20 protein-coding genes are annotated in these 18524 nt (G+C 32.3%); 17 read left to right on the forward strand and 3 right to left on the reverse strand.

What is annotated here, in order from left to right; genetic code table 11:
* Nucleotides 1–78: 78 nt before the first annotated feature.
* Nucleotides 79–447, reverse strand: a complete 369-nt coding sequence (locus DR980_RS13040) for a transposase (protein ID WP_244199307.1) — start codon at nucleotides 445–447, stop codon at nucleotides 79–81.
* A gap of 110 nt (nucleotides 448–557) precedes the next feature.
* Between DR980_RS13040 and DR980_RS13045 the strand changes: the two genes are divergently transcribed.
* The 3 genes from DR980_RS13045 to DR980_RS13055 all read left to right on the forward strand — a co-directional run bounded on the left by DR980_RS13045 (nucleotide 558) and on the right by DR980_RS13055 (nucleotide 3762).
* Nucleotides 558–1187, forward strand: coding sequence for a hypothetical protein (locus DR980_RS13045; protein ID WP_113636825.1), 630 nt, complete (start codon nucleotides 558–560; stop codon nucleotides 1185–1187).
* 209 nt (nucleotides 1188–1396) lie between these two features.
* Nucleotides 1397–2137, forward strand: coding sequence for a LytTR family DNA-binding domain-containing protein (locus DR980_RS13050; RefSeq protein WP_113637069.1), 741 nt, complete (start codon nucleotides 1397–1399; stop codon nucleotides 2135–2137).
* Between the two features lie 101 nt (nucleotides 2138–2238).
* Nucleotides 2239–3762, forward strand: a complete 1524-nt coding sequence (locus DR980_RS13055; protein ID WP_113636827.1) for an amidohydrolase family protein — start codon at nucleotides 2239–2241, stop codon at nucleotides 3760–3762.
* Between the two features lie 188 nt (nucleotides 3763–3950).
* Here DR980_RS13055 and DR980_RS13060 read toward each other — a convergent pair whose 3' ends face one another.
* Together DR980_RS13060 and DR980_RS13065 are read right to left on the reverse strand one after the other, a co-directional pair.
* On the reverse strand, nucleotides 3951–4196 hold the full coding sequence (locus DR980_RS13060) for a hypothetical protein (protein ID WP_113636829.1): 246 nt from the start codon (nucleotides 4194–4196) through the stop codon (nucleotides 3951–3953).
* Nucleotides 4193–4504 (reverse strand): hypothetical protein, encoded by a 312-nt coding sequence (locus DR980_RS13065; protein WP_113636832.1) that lies wholly within the window; start codon nucleotides 4502–4504, stop codon nucleotides 4193–4195. Before DR980_RS13065 ends, DR980_RS13060 begins: the two co-directional genes overlap by 4 nt.
* Before the next feature lie 75 nt (nucleotides 4505–4579).
* Here DR980_RS13065 and DR980_RS13070 point away from each other — a divergent pair, with 75 nt between their 5' ends.
* The 14 genes from DR980_RS13070 to DR980_RS13140 all read left to right on the forward strand — a co-directional run bounded on the left by DR980_RS13070 (nucleotide 4580) and on the right by DR980_RS13140 (nucleotide 18522).
* Nucleotides 4580–4777, forward strand: a complete 198-nt coding sequence (locus DR980_RS13070; protein WP_113636835.1) for a hypothetical protein — start codon at nucleotides 4580–4582, stop codon at nucleotides 4775–4777.
* A gap of 85 nt (nucleotides 4778–4862) precedes the next feature.
* On the forward strand, nucleotides 4863–5438 hold the full coding sequence (locus DR980_RS13075) for a hypothetical protein (protein ID WP_113636838.1): 576 nt from the start codon (nucleotides 4863–4865) through the stop codon (nucleotides 5436–5438).
* A 2-nt stretch (nucleotides 5439–5440) separates the two neighbouring features.
* Nucleotides 5441–5974 (forward strand): hypothetical protein, encoded by a 534-nt coding sequence (locus DR980_RS13080; RefSeq protein ID WP_113636840.1) that lies wholly within the window; start codon nucleotides 5441–5443, stop codon nucleotides 5972–5974.
* Between the two features lie 753 nt (nucleotides 5975–6727).
* Complete coding sequence (locus tag DR980_RS13090; protein ID WP_113636843.1) at nucleotides 6728–7354, forward strand: Crp/Fnr family transcriptional regulator; 627 nt, start codon at nucleotides 6728–6730, stop codon at nucleotides 7352–7354.
* Nucleotides 7355–7427: 73 nt separating this feature from the next.
* Complete coding sequence (locus DR980_RS13095) at nucleotides 7428–8225, forward strand: sulfite exporter TauE/SafE family protein (protein ID WP_113636846.1); 798 nt, start codon at nucleotides 7428–7430, stop codon at nucleotides 8223–8225.
* Nucleotides 8226–8304: 79 nt separating this feature from the next.
* Entirely contained in the window at nucleotides 8305–9579 is a 1275-nt protein-coding gene (locus DR980_RS13100; protein WP_113636849.1) for an NAD(P)/FAD-dependent oxidoreductase, read from the forward strand.
* Between the two features lie 157 nt (nucleotides 9580–9736).
* Nucleotides 9737–10321: a TetR/AcrR family transcriptional regulator gene (locus tag DR980_RS13105; RefSeq protein ID WP_113636852.1), complete on the forward strand. Its 585-nt coding sequence runs from the start codon at nucleotides 9737–9739 to the stop codon at nucleotides 10319–10321.
* A 7-nt stretch (nucleotides 10322–10328) separates the two neighbouring features.
* The gene (locus DR980_RS13110; protein ID WP_072944091.1) at nucleotides 10329–10616 is read left to right on the forward strand and encodes a cupin domain-containing protein; all 288 of its coding nucleotides are present in this window, start codon (nucleotides 10329–10331) and stop codon (nucleotides 10614–10616) included.
* Nucleotides 10617–10622: 6 nt separating this feature from the next.
* Entirely contained in the window at nucleotides 10623–11933 is a 1311-nt protein-coding gene (locus DR980_RS13115; RefSeq protein WP_113636854.1) for a TolC family protein, read from the forward strand.
* Nucleotides 11933–13030 carry an efflux RND transporter periplasmic adaptor subunit gene (locus tag DR980_RS13120; RefSeq protein WP_113636856.1) on the forward strand — a complete coding sequence of 366 codons (1098 nt, stop codon included), beginning with the start codon at nucleotides 11933–11935 and terminating at the stop codon, nucleotides 13028–13030. The genes DR980_RS13115 and DR980_RS13120 overlap by 1 nt, the downstream gene beginning before the upstream one ends.
* Nucleotides 13030–14271: an ABC transporter permease gene (locus DR980_RS13125; protein ID WP_244199308.1), complete on the forward strand. Its 1242-nt coding sequence runs from the start codon at nucleotides 13030–13032 to the stop codon at nucleotides 14269–14271. The genes DR980_RS13120 and DR980_RS13125 overlap by 1 nt, the downstream gene beginning before the upstream one ends.
* Nucleotides 14268–14948, forward strand: coding sequence for an ABC transporter ATP-binding protein (locus tag DR980_RS13130; protein WP_113636860.1), 681 nt, complete (start codon nucleotides 14268–14270; stop codon nucleotides 14946–14948). Before DR980_RS13125 ends, DR980_RS13130 begins: the two co-directional genes overlap by 4 nt.
* 118 nt (nucleotides 14949–15066) lie before the next feature.
* Nucleotides 15067–16272 (forward strand): NAD(P)/FAD-dependent oxidoreductase, encoded by a 1206-nt coding sequence (locus tag DR980_RS13135; protein ID WP_113636862.1) that lies wholly within the window; start codon nucleotides 15067–15069, stop codon nucleotides 16270–16272.
* Between the two features lie 93 nt (nucleotides 16273–16365).
* A complete protein-coding gene (locus DR980_RS13140) occupies nucleotides 16366–18522 on the forward strand; it encodes a cbb3-type cytochrome c oxidase subunit I (RefSeq protein WP_113636865.1) in 2157 nt (718 codons plus the stop codon).
* Nucleotides 18523–18524: the final 2 nt, after the last annotated feature.

Raw genomic sequence — 18524 nt, forward strand, 5'->3', positions numbered from 1 at the left:
TAGGTGGTCAATTTGAACTGGAAAGTGGTGGTCAGTTTGCTCCGAAACTGGTGGTCAATTTGCACTGGAATAGGATGGTCAATTTGACTGGTTTTTCCACTTTGATGCGATCGGGTTATTTTTTCTGAAATCTGTAATGCTTTGGTAATTAGGACGATTATCCTCTAAGAGCCATTGCATTTCAATGTTTCTTAAACATTCCTTTTCTAGATCTCTACCACTTCTGATTCCGTTGAGATAACCGTATAAATAGATCTTTAGAAATAATTTACTATTGAAACTCGGACGACCTTCAGTCTTGAGCGCTTTTACAGCGAAATCGAGTTTAGAGAGATCAACATACTCAACAAAGGCATCTATAAATCGCACCTGGTTATCGGGACTTATAGTATCTTCTAAACTTGAAAAACGCATTTGTTGACGGGAAACACCTGTGATGTGTTGCATTCTTAAAAATACGAAAAATCTTCTTTTTATATTAGTATTTTGTTATATTTGATGATAATACAACGGAGGTTTTTTCACAGACTGACGTTACCAGCAATATTAAACCACAAATGACAAACATTTCCGAAACATTAACCGAAACAATTAAAGATGATAAATTTCAAGATGTAATTGTTGATTTATCTGAAACTACTCTAGATACTTTATTAAAAGATGGAGCTTTAAAAGATATTCCTATCATTGGGGTAGTTGGAATAGCAAAAACTACATTGACAGTTCAAGATAAACTTTTCACCAAAAAGTTAATGGTATTTCTTCTTCAATTAAAAAAGACATCTAACGAAAGTAGAAAGAAACAAATTGAGAAAATTGAGAAAGATCCTGAATACAAAACCAAAGTTGGAGAAAAATTACTTTATATAATTGACAAATGTGAAGATCATGAGAAAGCTAAATATATTGGAAAACTTTTTCAATGTTTTATTGAAGAAAAAATAGAATATGAAAATTTCCTTCGTGCGTCAAGAAGTATCGAATTAACATATTTAGGCGATTTAAAAAGATTTATAAATGAAAAATGGAAAAATATGGGAATGGAAGAAGGTGGAGATTTGCTTGGCGCAGGTTTAATGGATGCTATTTATTCATCAGGTGAAGCAATGCATGGTGCTAGTAATTCATCTTTAAAATTAGAAGTATCTTACATTGGTAAAATGATACAGGAATTGCTTGCTGAATAGAAAATACTGCTGGTTACAGCTAGTAAGCAATAGTCGGGAATCAGGCTTAATGGGAAGATTGTTTTGTGTTTGGAAAACTAGTGACAATCCGAAAATAATTGCTTTATTTAGCCCGACCATCGCCTACTAGCAAGACGTTGGCAGAAATGCAACCAAAAAACACGAAAAAACTAACAACTACCAAATATTTAATTGCCACTTTTTTAAAAATGATAAAAATAAATCCATCGATAAAGCATCATTTACTAATCGGAATTTTTATCTGTTTTTGGTTTTTCATTTTTGCTTATTTTATCAAACCATTTGATGATGGAACAATAAGTTCAAAACAATGGATACTGATAAGTACTGGATTTAGTCTTATTGCGTTTCTATGTTATGGCTTAATTGCAGTAATTCAAAAAAGTTTTTATCAAAAAGTATTAAAATGGAATATTCTTTATGAAATAAATATCCTTTTACTTTTCCATTTGCTTTTTTTAGTAATGACATATTTTTATTATAAATCTCCTATTTTAAATGGAGGATTTGGTTTTTTAGAATTTTTGCAAGTAATAATTCTCAAGTCTGCTTTGATTTCAACACCAATTATAGTTTTAGCAAGGATATATTCTGTTAAGTTAATTCCAATACAAGACGAAAATATTGTTATTAGAGGAGAAAATAAGTTAGATGTTTTAAAAATAAAAAAAAGTGACTTGGTATGCGTTTCTAATTCGCAAAATTATGTCGAAATTTTCTTTTTGGAGGGAAATCAATTAAAAGCAAAACTAATTCGAAGTTCACTTAAAAAAATCCATAAAGATTTCGACTTTTTAATTCAAATCCATCGCTCCCATTTAATAAATCCAATCCATTTTAAATCTTGGAAAAATCAAGAAACCGTTTTTCTGACTCAAATTGAATTACCAGTTTCTAAAAATTATAAAGAACAATTATTGTCTTTATAATTTTCATACCTAAAATAGCGTATTTCATACCTAATAACTATTCACGGTAGAAATCATATCTTCACAACCTTATTTTTACAACATAATTAAAATAATAATTTATGAAAAAAATGAGATTTAGGAAATTGCTATACGTTGTTATGGGACTATTAAGCATTTCTGTTTGTGTATTTTTGTGGTCGGATAATGAATTAAATAAGGTTTTAGGTAAATCGACAAAAGTTATTGATATTTCTTCAATTGTTAAACCAACCGAAATAATTCAAATAAAAAATACAAACGTACTTTCAGACGATTGTAGCCACTTCATTAAAAATCAAGATGTAATTATTAAAAATGGCAAAATAATTCGTTTAGGAGAAAATCAACCTGTCGAAAATAATGCTTTAATAATTGATGGAACAGATAAATATTTAATTCCAGGTCTTATTGATTCTCACGTTCATTTAAAAGAAAGCAAAAACGATTTATTTTTATATTTAGTTAATGGAGTAACTTCTATTAGAGAAATGGCTGGAAGACCAATTACTTTAGAATGGAGAAAAGCAATACAAAAAAATGGGTTTGGACCACGAATGTTTGTCGCATCGCCTGTAATATTCAGTAGTGAAAGTGGATTAACAGGGTATTACTATAGTTGGACTAGACAATCAATTAATTATTCGACAAAAGATGATGCTGAAAAAGAAATAAAAAAGATTAAAGAACAAGGTTATGATGCAGTTAAAATGTACGGTTTTGTTAATCCTGAAATGTTTAAAACTACAATCGACATTTCCCAAAAATATAATATTCCTGTTATTGGACATATTCCTTTAGTTAATTTAGATGTGTTTTATACTTCAGGTCAAAAAGAGGTTGCTCACGTTGAAGAATTAACGGTAAAAACTATTGATGATTTTGGAAAATCAATTTCTAAAAATTCAAAAGAATTTCTAGCCTATTTAAAAATACGTTCAGTCCAAATTGCAAAAAAACTAAAAAAAAATAATATTAGCGTAACTTCAACTGTTTGGTTATGTGAGAGTTTTTTAAATCAAAGATTTGACTTAAAATTGAAACTTAAAGAAATAGAACTAAAATATGTCAATCCAAAAATTATTGAAGGAACACCAATTTACAAATTAGGTTGGTTACCAACTAAAAATGGGTATGAATATGATGGAGAAGATAATCTAGACACAAAAAAAATATCATTAATTTACTGGAAAACTTATGCAGAAGCAATTCATATTATGACAAAAGCATTGGTTGATAATAAAGTTACAATTATGGCTGGAACAGATGCCAATGTAGCAACAGTTGTTCCGGGATTTTCACTTCACGATGAGTTACAATCTTTATCAAAATTAGGATTGACAAACTCACAAACACTTTATTCCGCAACAGTAGAGCCGAGCAATTGGATGAAAAGAAATACTGGAAAAATAAAAGTTGGATATAATTCAGATTTAGTGCTACTTTCAAAAAACCCATTAGAGGATTTGAAAAACACAAAAACAATTGAATATGTTTTCTTTGACAAAAATATGATTGATAAAGTTCAAATCGCAACTATTCTGAAAGCAATGGAAGAAGCGAATAATGAAAATAGAAGTATAAACATTGACGAATATATTAAGTGAAAAATGCTCTATCTGCCAACAGCTAGAGATTCGTTGCGTGCGCAGCACGAACAATGAAACTCCGGTTGAACGGAACCGGTCACTGGCAGGAACTATAGAGTTATCGTAAAGTTTTGAGAGAGAATTTCAAGAGGATTTAGTGTCCTCTTTTTTTGAGAAGCATTTTGGGTTTAGTTTCGTATTTTCCATCACTTTTGCACACAAGTTTCCTTACCCATAAAATTAGTTTTCACAGGAAATTGTGTTTTGGCTTCCTCTAAAAAACCATCGGTAGATATGGTTTCGCCACTTATCAAATCAGCATCTTTCAATAACGAAACAAATAGTTTGAAAGTGTTCTTTGATGCGATTGGGTTATTCTTTCTGAAATCTGTAATGCTTTCGTAATTGGGACGAATATCTTCTAAAAACCGTTGTATTGCCACGTTTCTCAAAGATTCCTTTTGTAAATCTCGACCACTTCAGACCCATTGAGGTAACCGTATAAATAGATCTTTAGAAATACTTTATTTTTGAAACTTGGGCGACCTTCAATCTTGAGCGCTTTTACAGCAAAATCGAGCTTAGAGAGGTCAGTAAACTCTACAAAAGAATCTATAAATCGCACCTGATTATCGGGACTTATAGTATCTTCTAAACTTGAAAAACGCATTTGCTGACGGGAAATACCTGTGAAATGTTGTATCTTTAAAAATACGAAAAATCTTCTTTTTACACAAGTATTTTTGTTATATTTGATCATAATACAACGGACGTTTTTTCACAGACTGACGTTAGGCACAATCTTAAAAAAAAACAGTAAGAAAAACAACATATAATGACATCAAAACCAAGAAGAATAGGATTTTACTACTTAACATTAGTTTCAGGAGATAACAATGTAGAAAATGCCTTCAACGAAACATTAAATCATATTAATAGTCTTCCTAAACTTGAAAGAAATATAACAATCAAAAATCCAAAATTTGGTTTTTTTAGAAAGCATAAATTCAAATACTCAAAATACAATACATAAAATTATTCTTAAAAGTGCTTCTCATAGTTTTAGACCTCCATTAATTCATCGAAATACAATTATAGAACGTGAAAGTCCAAAAAGTATGGAAGAAGGAGAAACTCAAAAAACCCATTTGATTACAAAAGCTATTAACGGAGATGTTATAGTAATCTTAGAAAAACACCAAGCAGGCTTAACTATTCAACAGGTAAAACATTATTTAAATAGTTTTGCTTTTTCTGTAGATTCCGATGTTCCAGTTAGATTTGATTTTGAAGCTATTGCCAAAGATAATTTTTTAGAAGAAATAGAAAGTATGTCAAGAATTATAAGTGCTGATGTATACGTTGATAAACAATTATTGGGTAGTGAAGTACTTGATTTTTCAGAAAGAACAAATACAGTAAAGCACGAAGTAATAATTTCAGTAAAAGCTAAAAACAAAGATAATATCTTTGATTTTACACGAGATGTATATGCTAAATTGAATGGTGGGCATAATGAAATACAAAGATTAAGAGTTGTAGGTCGAAATACTGACAACAACGTGGTTAAAATAAATACTGATTTTATTGAAAGACAAGAATATGTAAAACCGAGAAGAAATGAAGTGACAGGCGAAATTAGTACAGAAGACCTTTTTGAAGAAATGGAAACAGTTTTAAGCAACTTTAACTAAAAATGTATTTAGAATTTTTATTATTAATCGCTGATTATTTCAGAACCGTTTCAAGAAGAATTTTCTATTTTGAATGGTTATTTCCGTTAATTATTGGGATTGGAATTTTTTTACTTTTATTATTTGGTTCATCAACTTCCGCAACTGTTATTTTTAAAGATAATGCAATAAATCTTTTAGGGATTTTGGTTGGTTTTTCAATAACAGTTATTACTATACTTACAACAGGTCAAGGCCAAAATTTAGATGAAATTAAAAAGACAAAAACTACAATAAAAATCAGCAATGATACAATAACATTATTTAGACTTTTACTTATAAATTTTACTTATTCTGTAATAATTGAAGTTGCACTTATAATTGTCTGTTTAATCTATCCTTTAATTATTGACAATATTAAAATAGATGCAAATATTAAATATGCTGGATTCTCAATTTTAGTGTTTTTAATTTTACATATTATGCTTTTAACAATGCGGAATTTAACCGATTTCTACCTAATTTTAATAAAACCCACAAGAAAAGCCAGTGTCTAACAGCCATTCCTATGTAAAGCATCATTAAGTTATTAACAACTTTTAAGAGGGTGATATGTAGGGTGTTTTTCGAGTATGGAATTCCGTTCCAGCGGCTTGTTGGAAAAGTCGGAAACAACTTTTTGTCCGCTGAAAGCTTTGGACTGAAAAAGTTATTCTAACTTTTTCAATGATGCCAAGAATTCATTTCTCTTTTACTTCATATTATTTCTTTTTATAATCTTAAAGCTCACACTCCTATATGTGGTTCTCGTTATGAGAACGAGACCACCAGCATCGGTTTGATTGTAAGAATAAAAATAGCTGCCTACTACAAAATGCGGCTTCTTTTAAAGAACCACCCTAGCTGTTTTGCACTCTATTCTCTGATATGGTTGAGTTTTTTAAGAATGTTATTTTTATTTTTCTAACACTAAATTTCTATTAATTTTATAGGGTGTTTCGGTTTTAATCATCGAAAGTATTCTTCGTGCCAATTTATGGGCTATTTTAATAATGACGTTCTTTACGTTCTTGCCTTGATGTTTGCGGTAATAGTTTTACATTTCGGCATCCTAGCTAACTGGTTCTCGTTTGAAATGAGTGCATACTTACCTTATAAAAACAAGTCGAAGCGTTTACAACACGCCTACTATACTACTAAACTGAAGTTATTAAAATAAATGTATTAGCTAAAATAATTAAACTATTTAAAAAAAATAAATTCTAAAATCTATTTTTGACTACTTTTATGAACTTTCAAAAAACAAATAAATGAACGATATCCTTAAAAAAAAATTCCCATCCTTCTCAAATGCTCTTCTAATAGACATTAATACAAATGCTCTACAGCAATCTTTTGCTGCTGGAGATGTGATTATGCGAACAGGTCAGTACATAAAAAATACAGTGCTCGTTTTGAGTGGTAAAATAAAAATCTATCGAGAAGATGAAGAAGGCAGCGAATTTTTCATGTATTATTTACAGCCAGGTCAAGCCTGTGCTATTTCAATGATATGCGCAACAAAAAATCAAAAAAGCCAAATTATGGCAAAAGTAGTTGAGGATGTTGAATTAATTATGGTACCATTGCAATTGATGGATAAATGGATGATGCAACATCGCAGTTGGTATGAATTTGTAATTGATACGTATCGAAGTAGGTTTGAAGAAGTCCTTGATGTGATTGACAGTATTGCTTTTAGAGCAATGGACGAACGCTTGGAATTTTACTTAAAAAGGCATAGAGATGCTTGTGATTGTGATGATTTAAAATTGTCGCATCAAGAAATTGCAAGTGAATTGAATACTTCTAGAGAAGTTATATCTCGATTACTCAAAAAACTAGAGCAACGAGGGGTACTAAAAATGCATCGCAATAATATTGAACTTTTAAAATAAATCTTCCTATGTGATAAATGTTACAGATTATAAAATTTTAACTAGCAATATTTGCAGTATAAAATTTATAATTATGGAATATATAGGTTATTTTGCGTCAATTCTGATTGGCGTTGCTTTAGGACTGATAGGTGGCGGTGGCTCCATTCTTACTGTACCCGTTTTAGTTTATTTATTTGCAGTTGAACCGGTACTAGCAACTGCTTATTCGTTGTTTATTGTTGGTCTAACCAGTGCAGTAGGAACTGTTGGTTATTTCAAAAAAGGGTTGGTAAACATAAAAACAGCCATTGTTTTTGGTATCCCATCCATAATTGCCGTTTTTACTACAAGAGCTTTTATCGTTCCCGCTATACCTAAAGAGATCTTTTCGACAGGAAGTTTCACATTGACTAAAGATCTTTTTTTAATGTTACTTTTTGCTGTAATCATGGTTATTGCATCTTACACAATGATTAAAAAAGATAAAAAAAATACAATAGAAGAAGCCGGAGAACAAAAATTCAATTATCCATTGATACTTATTGAAGGAGCAATTGTTGGAATTATTACAGGTTTAGTTGGTGCAGGTGGAGGATTTTTAATAATTCCCGCGTTAGTTATTCTGAGTAAATTACCCATGAAAGAAGCGGTTGGAACATCGCTTGTAATTATTGCAGCCAAATCATTAATAGGCTTTTTTGGAGAAGGTGGAGAAAGTATTATTGATTGGCAGTTCTTATTTACCATTTCAGGTTTTGCAATTGTTGGAATTTTTATTGGAACTGCATTATCCAAAAAGATTGATGGTGCAAAACTAAAACCTGCTTTTGGTTGGTTTGTTTTGGTAATGGGTATTTATATCATCACCAAAGAGTTATTCCTAAAATAACACACGTATGTGACAAAAGTCACAATAGTCTGTTTGTAAATTCTTTACGTTTATATTCACAATAAAAAAATCAAAAAAAATGGCTAATCATTATCAAATACTAATCATCGGTGGAGGAAATGCAGGACTTTCTGTCGCTTCCCAATTACTTATCAAAAGAAGTAATCTAAACATCGGAATCATTGATCCATCTGAAAAACATTATTATCAACCTGCATGGACATTGGTTGGTGCCGGTATATTTGATATTAATAAAACCGTTCGTAATGAAAAAGATGTAATTCCAAAGAATACAACTTGGATCAAAGAGGCTGTAGCTGAATTTATGCCTGATGAAAACAGAGTAAAATGCCTTACAGGTGATGAATTCACTTATGATTACTTAGTGGTTTGTCCCGGGATTCAATTGGATTGGAATAAAATAAAAGGACTTAAGGAAACGCTTGGAAAAAATAATGTCAGCAGCAACTACTCCTTTCAACACGCACCTTACACATGGGAAATGATTGAAAATTTTAAAGGCGGTACGGCAGTTTTCACAAACCCAACAACACCTATCAAATGTGGTGGAGCACCTCACAAAATTATGTATTTGGCTTGCGATTATTGGCGTAAAAAAGGAATTTTGGACAAATGTGATGTTCATTATATTTCTGGAGCAGGCGTAATATTTGGTGTCAAAGAATATGCCGATACATTAAAAAAAGTTGTGGCTAAATATAATATTCACGTTCATTATGGTGCTAATGTTACGGCGATAGATGGTGAAAAGAAAACAGTTGAATTTGAAACTAAAGAAATTGATGAAAACCTAAACCAGAAATTATCTTCTAAAAATGCCGGCTGCTACGGTATAATAGAAAATAGCGCTGATAAAGAACTTAAAAAAGTAACATTGAATTTCGATTTATGCCATACAGTTCCACCACAATCAGCTCCTGATTTTATAAAAAACAGTCCATTGCGCGACTCCGCAAATCCATTAGGATATGTGGAAATTGACAAGAACACAATGCAGCATACTCGTTTTTCAAATGTATTTGCTCTTGGAGATTGCACCAATGCGCCGTGTAGTAAAACGGGTGCGGCAATTAGAAAACAAGCTCCGGTTGTGGTAGAAAATCTTTTGGCAATTATGGATAATCAAAAAATGACAGCACAATACGATGGCTATAGCGCCTGCCCTATTCCTACTCAATACGGAAAATTAATGTTAGCCGAATTTGACTATACTAATACGCCAAAAATGACTTTTCCTATAAATCAGGCAAAACCAAATTGGGCCATGTGGATCCTTAAAACAAAAGTATTACCTTGGTTATATTGGAATAAAATTTTAAAAGGAACTGCATAATAATTATTACCCATTTATTTTTTTGTTTGTTATCCCTTTTGAGTAAAATTGAAAGGGATTTTTTTGGCGTATGTGACAATTATCACACTACAAAGGAATTAATATTCGGAAATTTACAGAGTGAACATTCACTTACTTGTTTCTAAATCAATTTAAAATGGAAATTTCAGCAAAACAACTGGAGATAATTAAGGCGGCCGGAAGAATTCTAACTGCATCGGGCGTTAGTGGTTTGACCATAAAAGAGCTTGCCAAAGAAATGCAATTTTCTGAAAGTGCTATTTACAGACATTTCGAAAGCAAAGAGGAAATCATCATTGCCTTACTTGATTTTTTAGCTACAAATATGGATGAAAGATTAACAGCATCGCATTCTATAAATGAAAATCAAAAAGAGCAGTTTGTAAAATTATTTCAAAATCAATATTCATTTTTTAAACAAAATCCACACTTTGTTGTAGCCGTTTTTTCTGATGGCTTAATGAAAGAAAGCCAACGCATCAACGAAATGATTTATAAAATAATGAGTGTCAAAATCAAACATCTAAAACCACTGCTGATTGAAGGGCAGTACTCAGGTGTTTTCACCACTGCCATTTCTGCTGATGATTTAACGCATATCGTAATGGGAACTTTTCGACTCCAAATGTACAAATGGCGCATGGCAGAATTCCAATTTGATATTGAAATCGAAGGAAATAAGATGATACAATCTATACTTACTTTAATCCATATAAAATAAAATTAAAATGAAACTAAACAATCTACATATTAGTGACAAAGCTGTTTCAACATTGCAATTATTTAAAGCAATGGAAGGAAATGTTATTGCGCTTAAAATTTTAAAGAATGAGCAACTCAAAGAACATAGTACAAAAACACCAGCATTATTAGTATGTATTGATGGGAATGTAATTTTTGAGAATGAAAATCATAAAAAAGAAATACTCCTCACAGGTGACTATATAATTATTGAAGCAAATGTAAAACATTGGATAAACGCAAAAATGGACAGCAATTTACTACTCATTAAATAAATTATAATGAAAAATATATTTCAACTACTACTACTCATTTTGCTTGGTTTTCAATCAAAAGCCCAAGATGTGGTTTCATTTAACTCCATTGATCAAGTTTTACATTATGCCGAAAAAAATGCGGCAATACTTAAAATTTCTAACGAACAAGTGGCATTGTCAAAGTACCAAACTTTAATTTCAAAAATAAATGCGTTTAATCCACGAGTAAATACTACAGCCTCGGCTACTGATAATTTACAACTGCCAACAAATTATTTGCCGGCACAAATCTTTGGCGGGGTTCCCGGTACTTTCAAAGAAACACAATTTGGACAACAATACGTCAGTACCATTGCTATTACTCCGCAAATTGATCTGATAAATATTCCCGCTTGGCAGAAAATAAAAACGTCCAAAATCAATGAAAACTATGCCGTCACAACGACTTTATTAGTCAATAAAAATCTTTTTGAAACTATAGCAACCGCCTATTACAACATCGTTTCCATTCAAAAACAAATTGAAATACTGCATGCCAATTATTCAAATACTAAAAAGATTGAGAAGATTGTTTCCAACAAACAAAAAGAAGGTCTGGCCAGACAACAAGATTTGAATCAAGCGACTGCAAATGTATTGCAGATTGAAGATAAAGAAACTCAACTGGCTAATGTCCTACTACAACAGAATAACATTTTGAAAACAGCATGCGATATTCCAATTATAACTGTTTTAGAAATAAGTGATACACAAGAAAATGCAACGGAAAATACTGTTTTGGATGTTACCAATACTTTATTGAGTCAACAGAGCAAGTTGCTCCAAGAGGTTTCCAATCAAGAGTTGAAAAGTTTTAATTCTTCCTTTTTTCCGACACTTTCATTAGTGGGAAACTGGATCTATCAAGACAATAGTAATGCCGGATTTTTTAATCCAAATTCAAATACGTTTCAAGCCTCTTATGTAGGACTTCGATTGAATTATGCACTGCCCGACGCTTCTAAATATCTGCAAAAAAGAAATTTAAAAACAAGTGCTGCGATTGCCAAAGAAAATGCAAAACACAATTTGCTTCAGGAAAACAATCAAAACCAACAGTTGAAATTAGAGTATCAGAAAGCAGTTGACAGTTATGTGATTAACCAAAAAATTGCTGCACTGAAAATTGACACTTACACTAAAAATTTAGAAATATACCATCAGGATTTGATTTCGCTTGATAATTTAATGATCTCTTTTAATGATAAATTAAACGCAGAACTCAACTTACAAGTGATAGCCACCAATATTTCCTATTTGACCACTAAAATAAATCTCAACAACACCATTCAATAATGAAAACAATAATAAAAAGTACACTAATTTTAGCATCACTTGCACTGCTTTTTTCCTGTGGTAAAAAAACGGAAGAAAGCAAAGTAGAACGCAAAAACATCACTGAAATGGTCTTTGCATCGGGAACTTTAAAAGCCGATGACGAATACAATTTGATGGCACAAACCGAAGGATACATCACCAAAATCAATTTTAATGAAGGCGATGAAGTGGCTGTTGGAAAAATTTTGGCCGTAATCGACAATCCGCAAAGTAGTATCAATACTAAAAGTGGTTCCAAATTGTTGCAAATCGCAAAAGCAAATACCGGCTCCAATGCACCACTTTTACAACAATCAAAAGCCAATCTGAACGCAGCAAAATCAAAACTTCAACAAGATGAATTATTAGCTGTTCGATATAAAAAACTCGTTGAAAGTAACAGCATTGCTAAGGTTGAGTACGAAAATATATTGATTGCCGTGAGCAATTCGAGAGCTTCAGTTTCGGCATTGGAACAACAATATCAAAATCTTTTGGTTCAAGCCAATCAGCAAGTGATTGTTCAAAACCAACAACTGGAAAACAGTCTGGTACTTCAGGATTTTAATGAAGTAAAAGCATTGGTAAACGGAAAAATTTACAAACAGAAAAAGCAAGTGGGCGACTATGTCCGCAAGGGTGATATTATTGCGGTGATTGCCAATAACCAGAAAATCTACGCCAATTTGAATATCGACGAAAGCAATATGGGAAAGATAAAATTGAACCAGCAAATCGTGGTAAAACTGAACGTAAACAGTGACAAAACCTACCAAGGCGTTATTTCAGAAATACTGCCCACTTTTGATGAGCAGTCGCAATCTTTTATCATAAAAGCCATTTTTACAGAACCTATGGATTTTGCTATTTCTGGAACTCAATTAGAAGCAAACATTTTTGTGAATAAAAAGCAAAATGCTTTAGTCATTCCAAGAAGTTTTTTGGGTTATGGCAACAAAGTTTTGGATGAAGACAGAAAATCAATATCAGTAAAAACAGGGATTGTTTCCTCTGATTATGTTGAAATACTAGCGGGTTTAAAAGAAAATCAAATCGTATTAAAAGAATTGTACTGATGAAAAATTACAAACACAATATCAATTCTGAAATTGCTTTTATCCATTTGATTTCCAAAAAGAAACAGACGATGGTCGCTGCATTAGGAGTTACGGTTGGGATTGCCATTTTTATTTTTATGAATTCGCTGATGTATGGTTTTGAAGTATATTCTGTTGAAAGTTTATTTAAATCGACGCCACATTTACGCATTTATAAAGAAGAACACATCAGTCAGCCCTTAATTAAAACCAGCAAAACCGATTTAGCTTTGCTTACTAATCCTAAAATTACCAAAGAAAGCAAAAAATTAATCAATCCGAATTTACTCATCGAAGCGCTAAAAAAACAACCTGAGGTAATTGGCGTAACGCCAAATGTTTCGGCAAATGTGTTTTACAATAATGGAGAAGCACAAGTTACAGGAAGAACATCCGGAGTGAATATCGAGGAGCAAAACACGATGTTTCAATTGGAACAATACATTGTTGAAGGTAAATATTCCGACTTAAAAGCCAATCAAAACGGAATCATTTTAGGGGTTGGAATTGCTGAAAAACTGAATGTTCGGTTGGCTGATAATATTTCGGTGACTACAGCTTATGGCGTTTCTAAAGTCATGAAAGTGGTCGCGCTATTGAAAACAGGAGTTACAAATACCGACAAAACACTATCGTATACCAACATTTCCGCAGCGCAACAACTCAACAAACAGGGCGCAAGTTTCATAACCGATATTTATGTGAATATCAATGATTATGAAACGGCTAAAAAGCTAATTCCAAAATTCAAACAGTTAAGTGGATATGAAGTTGAAGATTGGGAAACAGCCAATGCTTCAGCAGCGGCAGCGAATAAAATCAGAAAAATGATGGCCATGTCTATTTCATTTTCGATAATGCTGGTAGCGGCTTTTGGCATTTACAATATTTTGAATATGACTATCATGGAAAAACTGAATGATATTGCGATTCTCAAAGCCATTGGATTTTCAGGCAAAGATGTCATCCGAATTTTTGTAAAAGAAGCTATTGTTATTGGATTAATCGGGATTGCATTTGGTTTGGTGTTAGCGATGATTCTAGTGAAAGTAATGGGTAATATGTGGGTTGGCGGCGATATTGGTTTTTTCCCGATTCGGTTTTTCCCAAAATTCTTTGCTTTAGGAATCGGATTCGGGTTAATTGTAACCACATTGGCGGGTTATATTCCGGCCAGAAAAGCAGCGAAATTAGATCCTATAACAATTTTTAGAAAATGATACAATCAGAACTATTATTACAAGCAAAAGGAGTTAGTAAATATTTTTACGAACCCGAAAAATTTAAGGTATTGAATGATATTTCTTTTGACATTCACAAAGGAGAATTTGTAACTATGGTAGGGAAATCAGGTTCGGGAAAATCGACTTTGTTATACCTTCTCTCAACAATGGATACGGATTATGAAGGAAATATTATTTTGGACGGTGAAAATTTAACCCAAAAAACAAAAGAACAGTTAGCAGCTATTCGCAATGAAAAAATAGGTTTTGTTTTTCAGTTCCATTATTTATTACCTGAATTTTCGAGTTTAAAAAACGTAATGATACCAGCACTCAAATTAGGAAAATATTCCAAAGAAGAAATTGAATCGAGAGCGTATTCCATTTTAGAAAAATTAGATTTGAAAGACCAAGCATTAAAATCGGCTTCCAAACTTTCGGGTGGACAACAACAGCGCGTTGCCATTGCCAGAGCCTTAATAAACGATCCAAAAATCATTATGGGCGACGAACCAACGGGAAATTTAGACAGTAAAAATGCAGCAATTGTTTTTGATTTGTTCAAACATCTGACGACCGAATTCAACCAAACGGTACTTGCAGTGACCCACGACAATGATTTTGCAAAAGCCAGTGATAAAATTATTGAAATGGCCGATGGAATTATTTTGTAAACAATGACATTTATCAGTGTTTTTTATTTAAAGTAAAAAGTACCATTAAAACCCATTAAAGCACCACACACCAATTCTTGAATTTGATTTAATTTGTATAATTAAAATTTATAACAAAATGTCAAGTCATTATCAAATAGTAATCATAGGTGGAGGAAATGCTGGTCTTTCAGTAGCTTCGCAATTACTTCGAAAAAGAAGCAATTTAGATATTGCAATTATTGAACCTTCCGAGAAACATTATTATCAGCCAGCTTGGACTTTAGTGGGTGCAGGAGTTTATGATATCAATAAAACAGTAAAGAAGGAAAAGGATTTTATACCAAAAGGAACTACTTGGATAAAAGAAGCAGTAACTAAATTTGAACCGCAACTGAATACAGTCGTTTGTACTAATGGCAAAAAAATTAGTTATGATTTTTTAATTGTATGTCCAGGCATACAATTAGATTGGGGAAAAATTAAAGGTCTGAAAGAAACGTTAGGAAAAAATAATGTAAGCAGTAATTATTCTTTTGAATTTGCACCGAAAACATGGGAGTTCATAAAAAACTTCGAAGGAGGAACCGCAATTTTTACCAATCCGAAGGGCGCTATAAAATGTGGTGGAGCACCGCATAAAGTTATGTATTTAGCTGTCGATTATTGGCGTAAAAAAGGAATCCTCGATAAATGTGATGTTCATTACCTTTCTGGTGGAAGTATCATTTTTGGAATAAAAGAATACGCGAAAACTTTGGATGAAGTAGTAAAAAGAGGAAATATAAAAACTCATTTTAAAGTTGATGTTACTGAAATTGACGGGGATAAAAAAATTGCGTTTTACGAACAGGAAACTAGTAGCGGTCAAGTAGAACGAAAATCAATTCCATTTGATTTATGCCATGCTGTACCACCACAATCAGCACCAGACTTTATTAAAAAAAGCCCACTCACGAATCTGACAATCCCATTAGGATATGTTGATGTTGACAAATATACAATGCAACACAATAAGTTTTTAAATGTATTTTCATTGGGAGACAGCTCAAGCGCCCCTTGTGGAAAATCAGGTGCAGCCATACGCAAACAAGCTCCTGTAGTTGTTGCAAATATACTTTCGATACTAGACAATAAACAACCTACAGCAAAATACGATGGTTATGCAGCTTGCCCAATTCCTACTCAATATGGAAAATTAATGTTGGCTGAGTTTGATTACAGCAATACTCCAAAAATGTCTTTTCCTATTGATCAAGCAAAACCAAGATGGTCAATGTGGATCTTAAAAACAAAAGTTTTACCCTGGCTATATTGGAATAAAATATTGAAAGGAACAGCGTAATAGATATCTTTTTAAAAATATAAAGCACCACTATTAACTCTTTTTTTAATTATCTTTAAAAGAATTCTACAATATAATTTAAAACAAATAATTATGGCTTTTCAAATGAAACATGCCTTTTCAAAGCAGATCCTTTTTGTAGCATTGACTTTCCTTCTACCATTTGCAACAAGTGCTCAAACGGATAATGGAGTAAGTTTTTTTCCAAATAAATCAATAGGTTTTTTAGGATTAATGACAAGCTTAATTATAATAATTGTGGGGCTGGTTTTCCTTTTAGTCCTAAAACTAAATACCGTTACTGCTCATTTTCTCAATGATAAAAATTTGACTAAAAAAGATAAATTTAAAAAATACTTCAATAACTTAAGTACTTCTGAAATTGAAATTTTAAAAAAGAAACAAAAGCAATCCAATAAAATCATATCGATTCTGATTATCGGTGTTATTTCACTGCTGCCGCAAATAACTTTTGCACAAACTGCACCTGCAAATAGAGCACATTTATTTTCTGAACCGGGAGTTATCATTACTTTAGTTTTGGTCTTTATTCCTTTATTTTTCGCTCTTTTATATTTAGCGATAAAAGTAAACAAGGGATTTAATCAGTTCTTCAACTCACAAAAAATAAAAGAAGCTGAAGAATTAGCAGCATATCTTTCTAGTCCAGAAAACATTCCTCCAATTGAAAAATTAGAAGAACTGAAACAAAAACTAGATTATAGCCTATCATCAACTGAATTATCCGGCACTGAAATAGCTGAAGACAAAAAAGGATTACTGAAAAGCATTAGTTCAGAAACAAACTATCGTTATTTTGCTGTAAAACGTCCCCCAATAAAACGCCCTAAAATTGATCCACAACTGACTAAATTGATTTTATGGTTTTTGGGCACAGCTGTATTTTGGTTGTTTATAGGAAGTAGTGTTGGTGAATATGTAGGTATTAAATTTATTGCACCGGATGCAGATACCTTCAGTTGGTTGAGCATAGGAAGACTTAGAGCAGTTCATACCAATTTAGTTTTTTGGGCTTGGGCAACTATCGGAATCATGGGACTGGGTTATTATATCGTTCCAATGGTGAGTAATGCCCCTTTGCACAGTATAAAAAATGGCTGGACGGCTTTGATATGTGTGAATGTAGCGATGTTGGTTGGTGGCATATCTTTAATGGCTGGAATTAATAATGGTGGTGGTGAATATCGTGAAATTATTTGGCCAATAATGGCAGTATGGGCTTATGGTTTGATGCTTACCGTGATTAACTTTATTAAAACTGTAGCAAAAAGAACCACACATGAAATATACATCTCTAACTGGTTCATTATTGCTTCGTACATTTTCATCCTTATTGTTGCTATAATTGCATATATCCCAATGGGGCAAGATGGTATTGGTGAAACCATAGTGCAAGGATATTATATGCATCAGGCCGTTGGAATGTGGTTTATGTTTTCTATGCTTGGGGTCTTATATTACCTGCTGCCACAACAACTTAACAAACCTATCTATTCCTACAGTTTAGGAGTGCTAGCCTTTTGGTCACAAATTCTTTTTTATACTGTAATTGGAACTCATCATTTTGTTTTTAGTGCGTTACCTTGGTGGCTGCAAACTGTTGCTATTGTTGGAAGCGTTGGTATGCTTATTCCAGTTACCGCTGGTACCATAAATTATCTAATGACATTTAGAGGTTCTTGGGGGAAAATAAGTAATAGTTATTCCCTTCCATTCTTCTTTGTAGGTGTTATCTATTATTTTACAGGTTCTTTCCAAGGTACTGCGGAAGCCTTCAGATCTACTAATCTAATATGGCATTTTACTGATTTTACTATTGCCCACTCTCATATAACCATGTATGGTATCATTACCTTTTTATTGTTTGGAAGTATTTATGCCATTGTGCCAAGACTTACTGGCAAAGAACCACCACAGCTGGGTGTTGGTGCTCATTTTTGGTTGGCTTTAATAGGCTTACAATTTTACACCATACCACTTATGATTGGTGGCACACTCAAAGGATTGATGTGGGCAGAAGGAAAACCATTTATTGATAGTGTGGTAATGATGGGCCCGTATTGGTTGTGGAGAGCTATTGGAGGAACGTTAATGTGGCTTTCTCATATTGTTTTAGCTTACAATATGTATAAAATGATGAAACCTACAATTGAGATTGATATAAAAGAAAAAGCATTTGAATTGATCAATCAAAATATTGACACGAATGCAGTTGAAACTAAAATATAAAT

Origin of the sequence: Flavobacterium psychrolimnae, from assembly GCF_003312425.1 — a bacterium.
Classification (GTDB): domain Bacteria; phylum Bacteroidota; class Bacteroidia; order Flavobacteriales; family Flavobacteriaceae; genus Flavobacterium; species Flavobacterium psychrolimnae.

Bases quoted from the DNA above. Each gene is read 5' to 3' on its own strand.
- DR980_RS13040 (WP_244199307.1), bottom strand. From the start codon at position 447: ATGCAACACATCACAGGTGTTTCCCGTCAACAAATGCGTTTTTCAAGT.
- DR980_RS13045 (WP_113636825.1), top strand. From the start codon at position 558: ATGACAAACATTTCCGAAACATTAACCGAAACAATTAAAGATGATAAA.
- DR980_RS13050 (WP_113637069.1), top strand. From the start codon at position 1,397: ATGATAAAAATAAATCCATCGATAAAGCATCATTTACTAATCGGAATT.
- DR980_RS13055 (WP_113636827.1), top strand. From the start codon at position 2,239: ATGAAAAAAATGAGATTTAGGAAATTGCTATACGTTGTTATGGGACTA.
- DR980_RS13065 (WP_113636832.1), bottom strand. From the start codon at position 4,504: ATGATCAAATATAACAAAAATACTTGTGTAAAAAGAAGATTTTTCGTA.
- DR980_RS13070 (WP_113636835.1), top strand. From the start codon at position 4,580: ATGACATCAAAACCAAGAAGAATAGGATTTTACTACTTAACATTAGTT.
- DR980_RS13075 (WP_113636838.1), top strand. From the start codon at position 4,863: ATGGAAGAAGGAGAAACTCAAAAAACCCATTTGATTACAAAAGCTATT.
- DR980_RS13080 (WP_113636840.1), top strand. From the start codon at position 5,441: ATGTATTTAGAATTTTTATTATTAATCGCTGATTATTTCAGAACCGTT.
- DR980_RS13090 (WP_113636843.1), top strand. From the start codon at position 6,728: ATGAACGATATCCTTAAAAAAAAATTCCCATCCTTCTCAAATGCTCTT.
- DR980_RS13095 (WP_113636846.1), top strand. From the start codon at position 7,428: ATGGAATATATAGGTTATTTTGCGTCAATTCTGATTGGCGTTGCTTTA.
- DR980_RS13100 (WP_113636849.1), top strand. From the start codon at position 8,305: ATGGCTAATCATTATCAAATACTAATCATCGGTGGAGGAAATGCAGGA.
- DR980_RS13105 (WP_113636852.1), top strand. From the start codon at position 9,737: ATGGAAATTTCAGCAAAACAACTGGAGATAATTAAGGCGGCCGGAAGA.
- DR980_RS13110 (WP_072944091.1), top strand. From the start codon at position 10,329: ATGAAACTAAACAATCTACATATTAGTGACAAAGCTGTTTCAACATTG.
- DR980_RS13115 (WP_113636854.1), top strand. From the start codon at position 10,623: ATGAAAAATATATTTCAACTACTACTACTCATTTTGCTTGGTTTTCAA.
- DR980_RS13120 (WP_113636856.1), top strand. From the start codon at position 11,933: ATGAAAACAATAATAAAAAGTACACTAATTTTAGCATCACTTGCACTG.
- DR980_RS13125 (WP_244199308.1), top strand. From the start codon at position 13,030: ATGAAAAATTACAAACACAATATCAATTCTGAAATTGCTTTTATCCAT.
- DR980_RS13130 (WP_113636860.1), top strand. From the start codon at position 14,268: ATGATACAATCAGAACTATTATTACAAGCAAAAGGAGTTAGTAAATAT.
- DR980_RS13135 (WP_113636862.1), top strand. From the start codon at position 15,067: ATGTCAAGTCATTATCAAATAGTAATCATAGGTGGAGGAAATGCTGGT.
- DR980_RS13140 (WP_113636865.1), top strand. From the start codon at position 16,366: ATGGCTTTTCAAATGAAACATGCCTTTTCAAAGCAGATCCTTTTTGTA.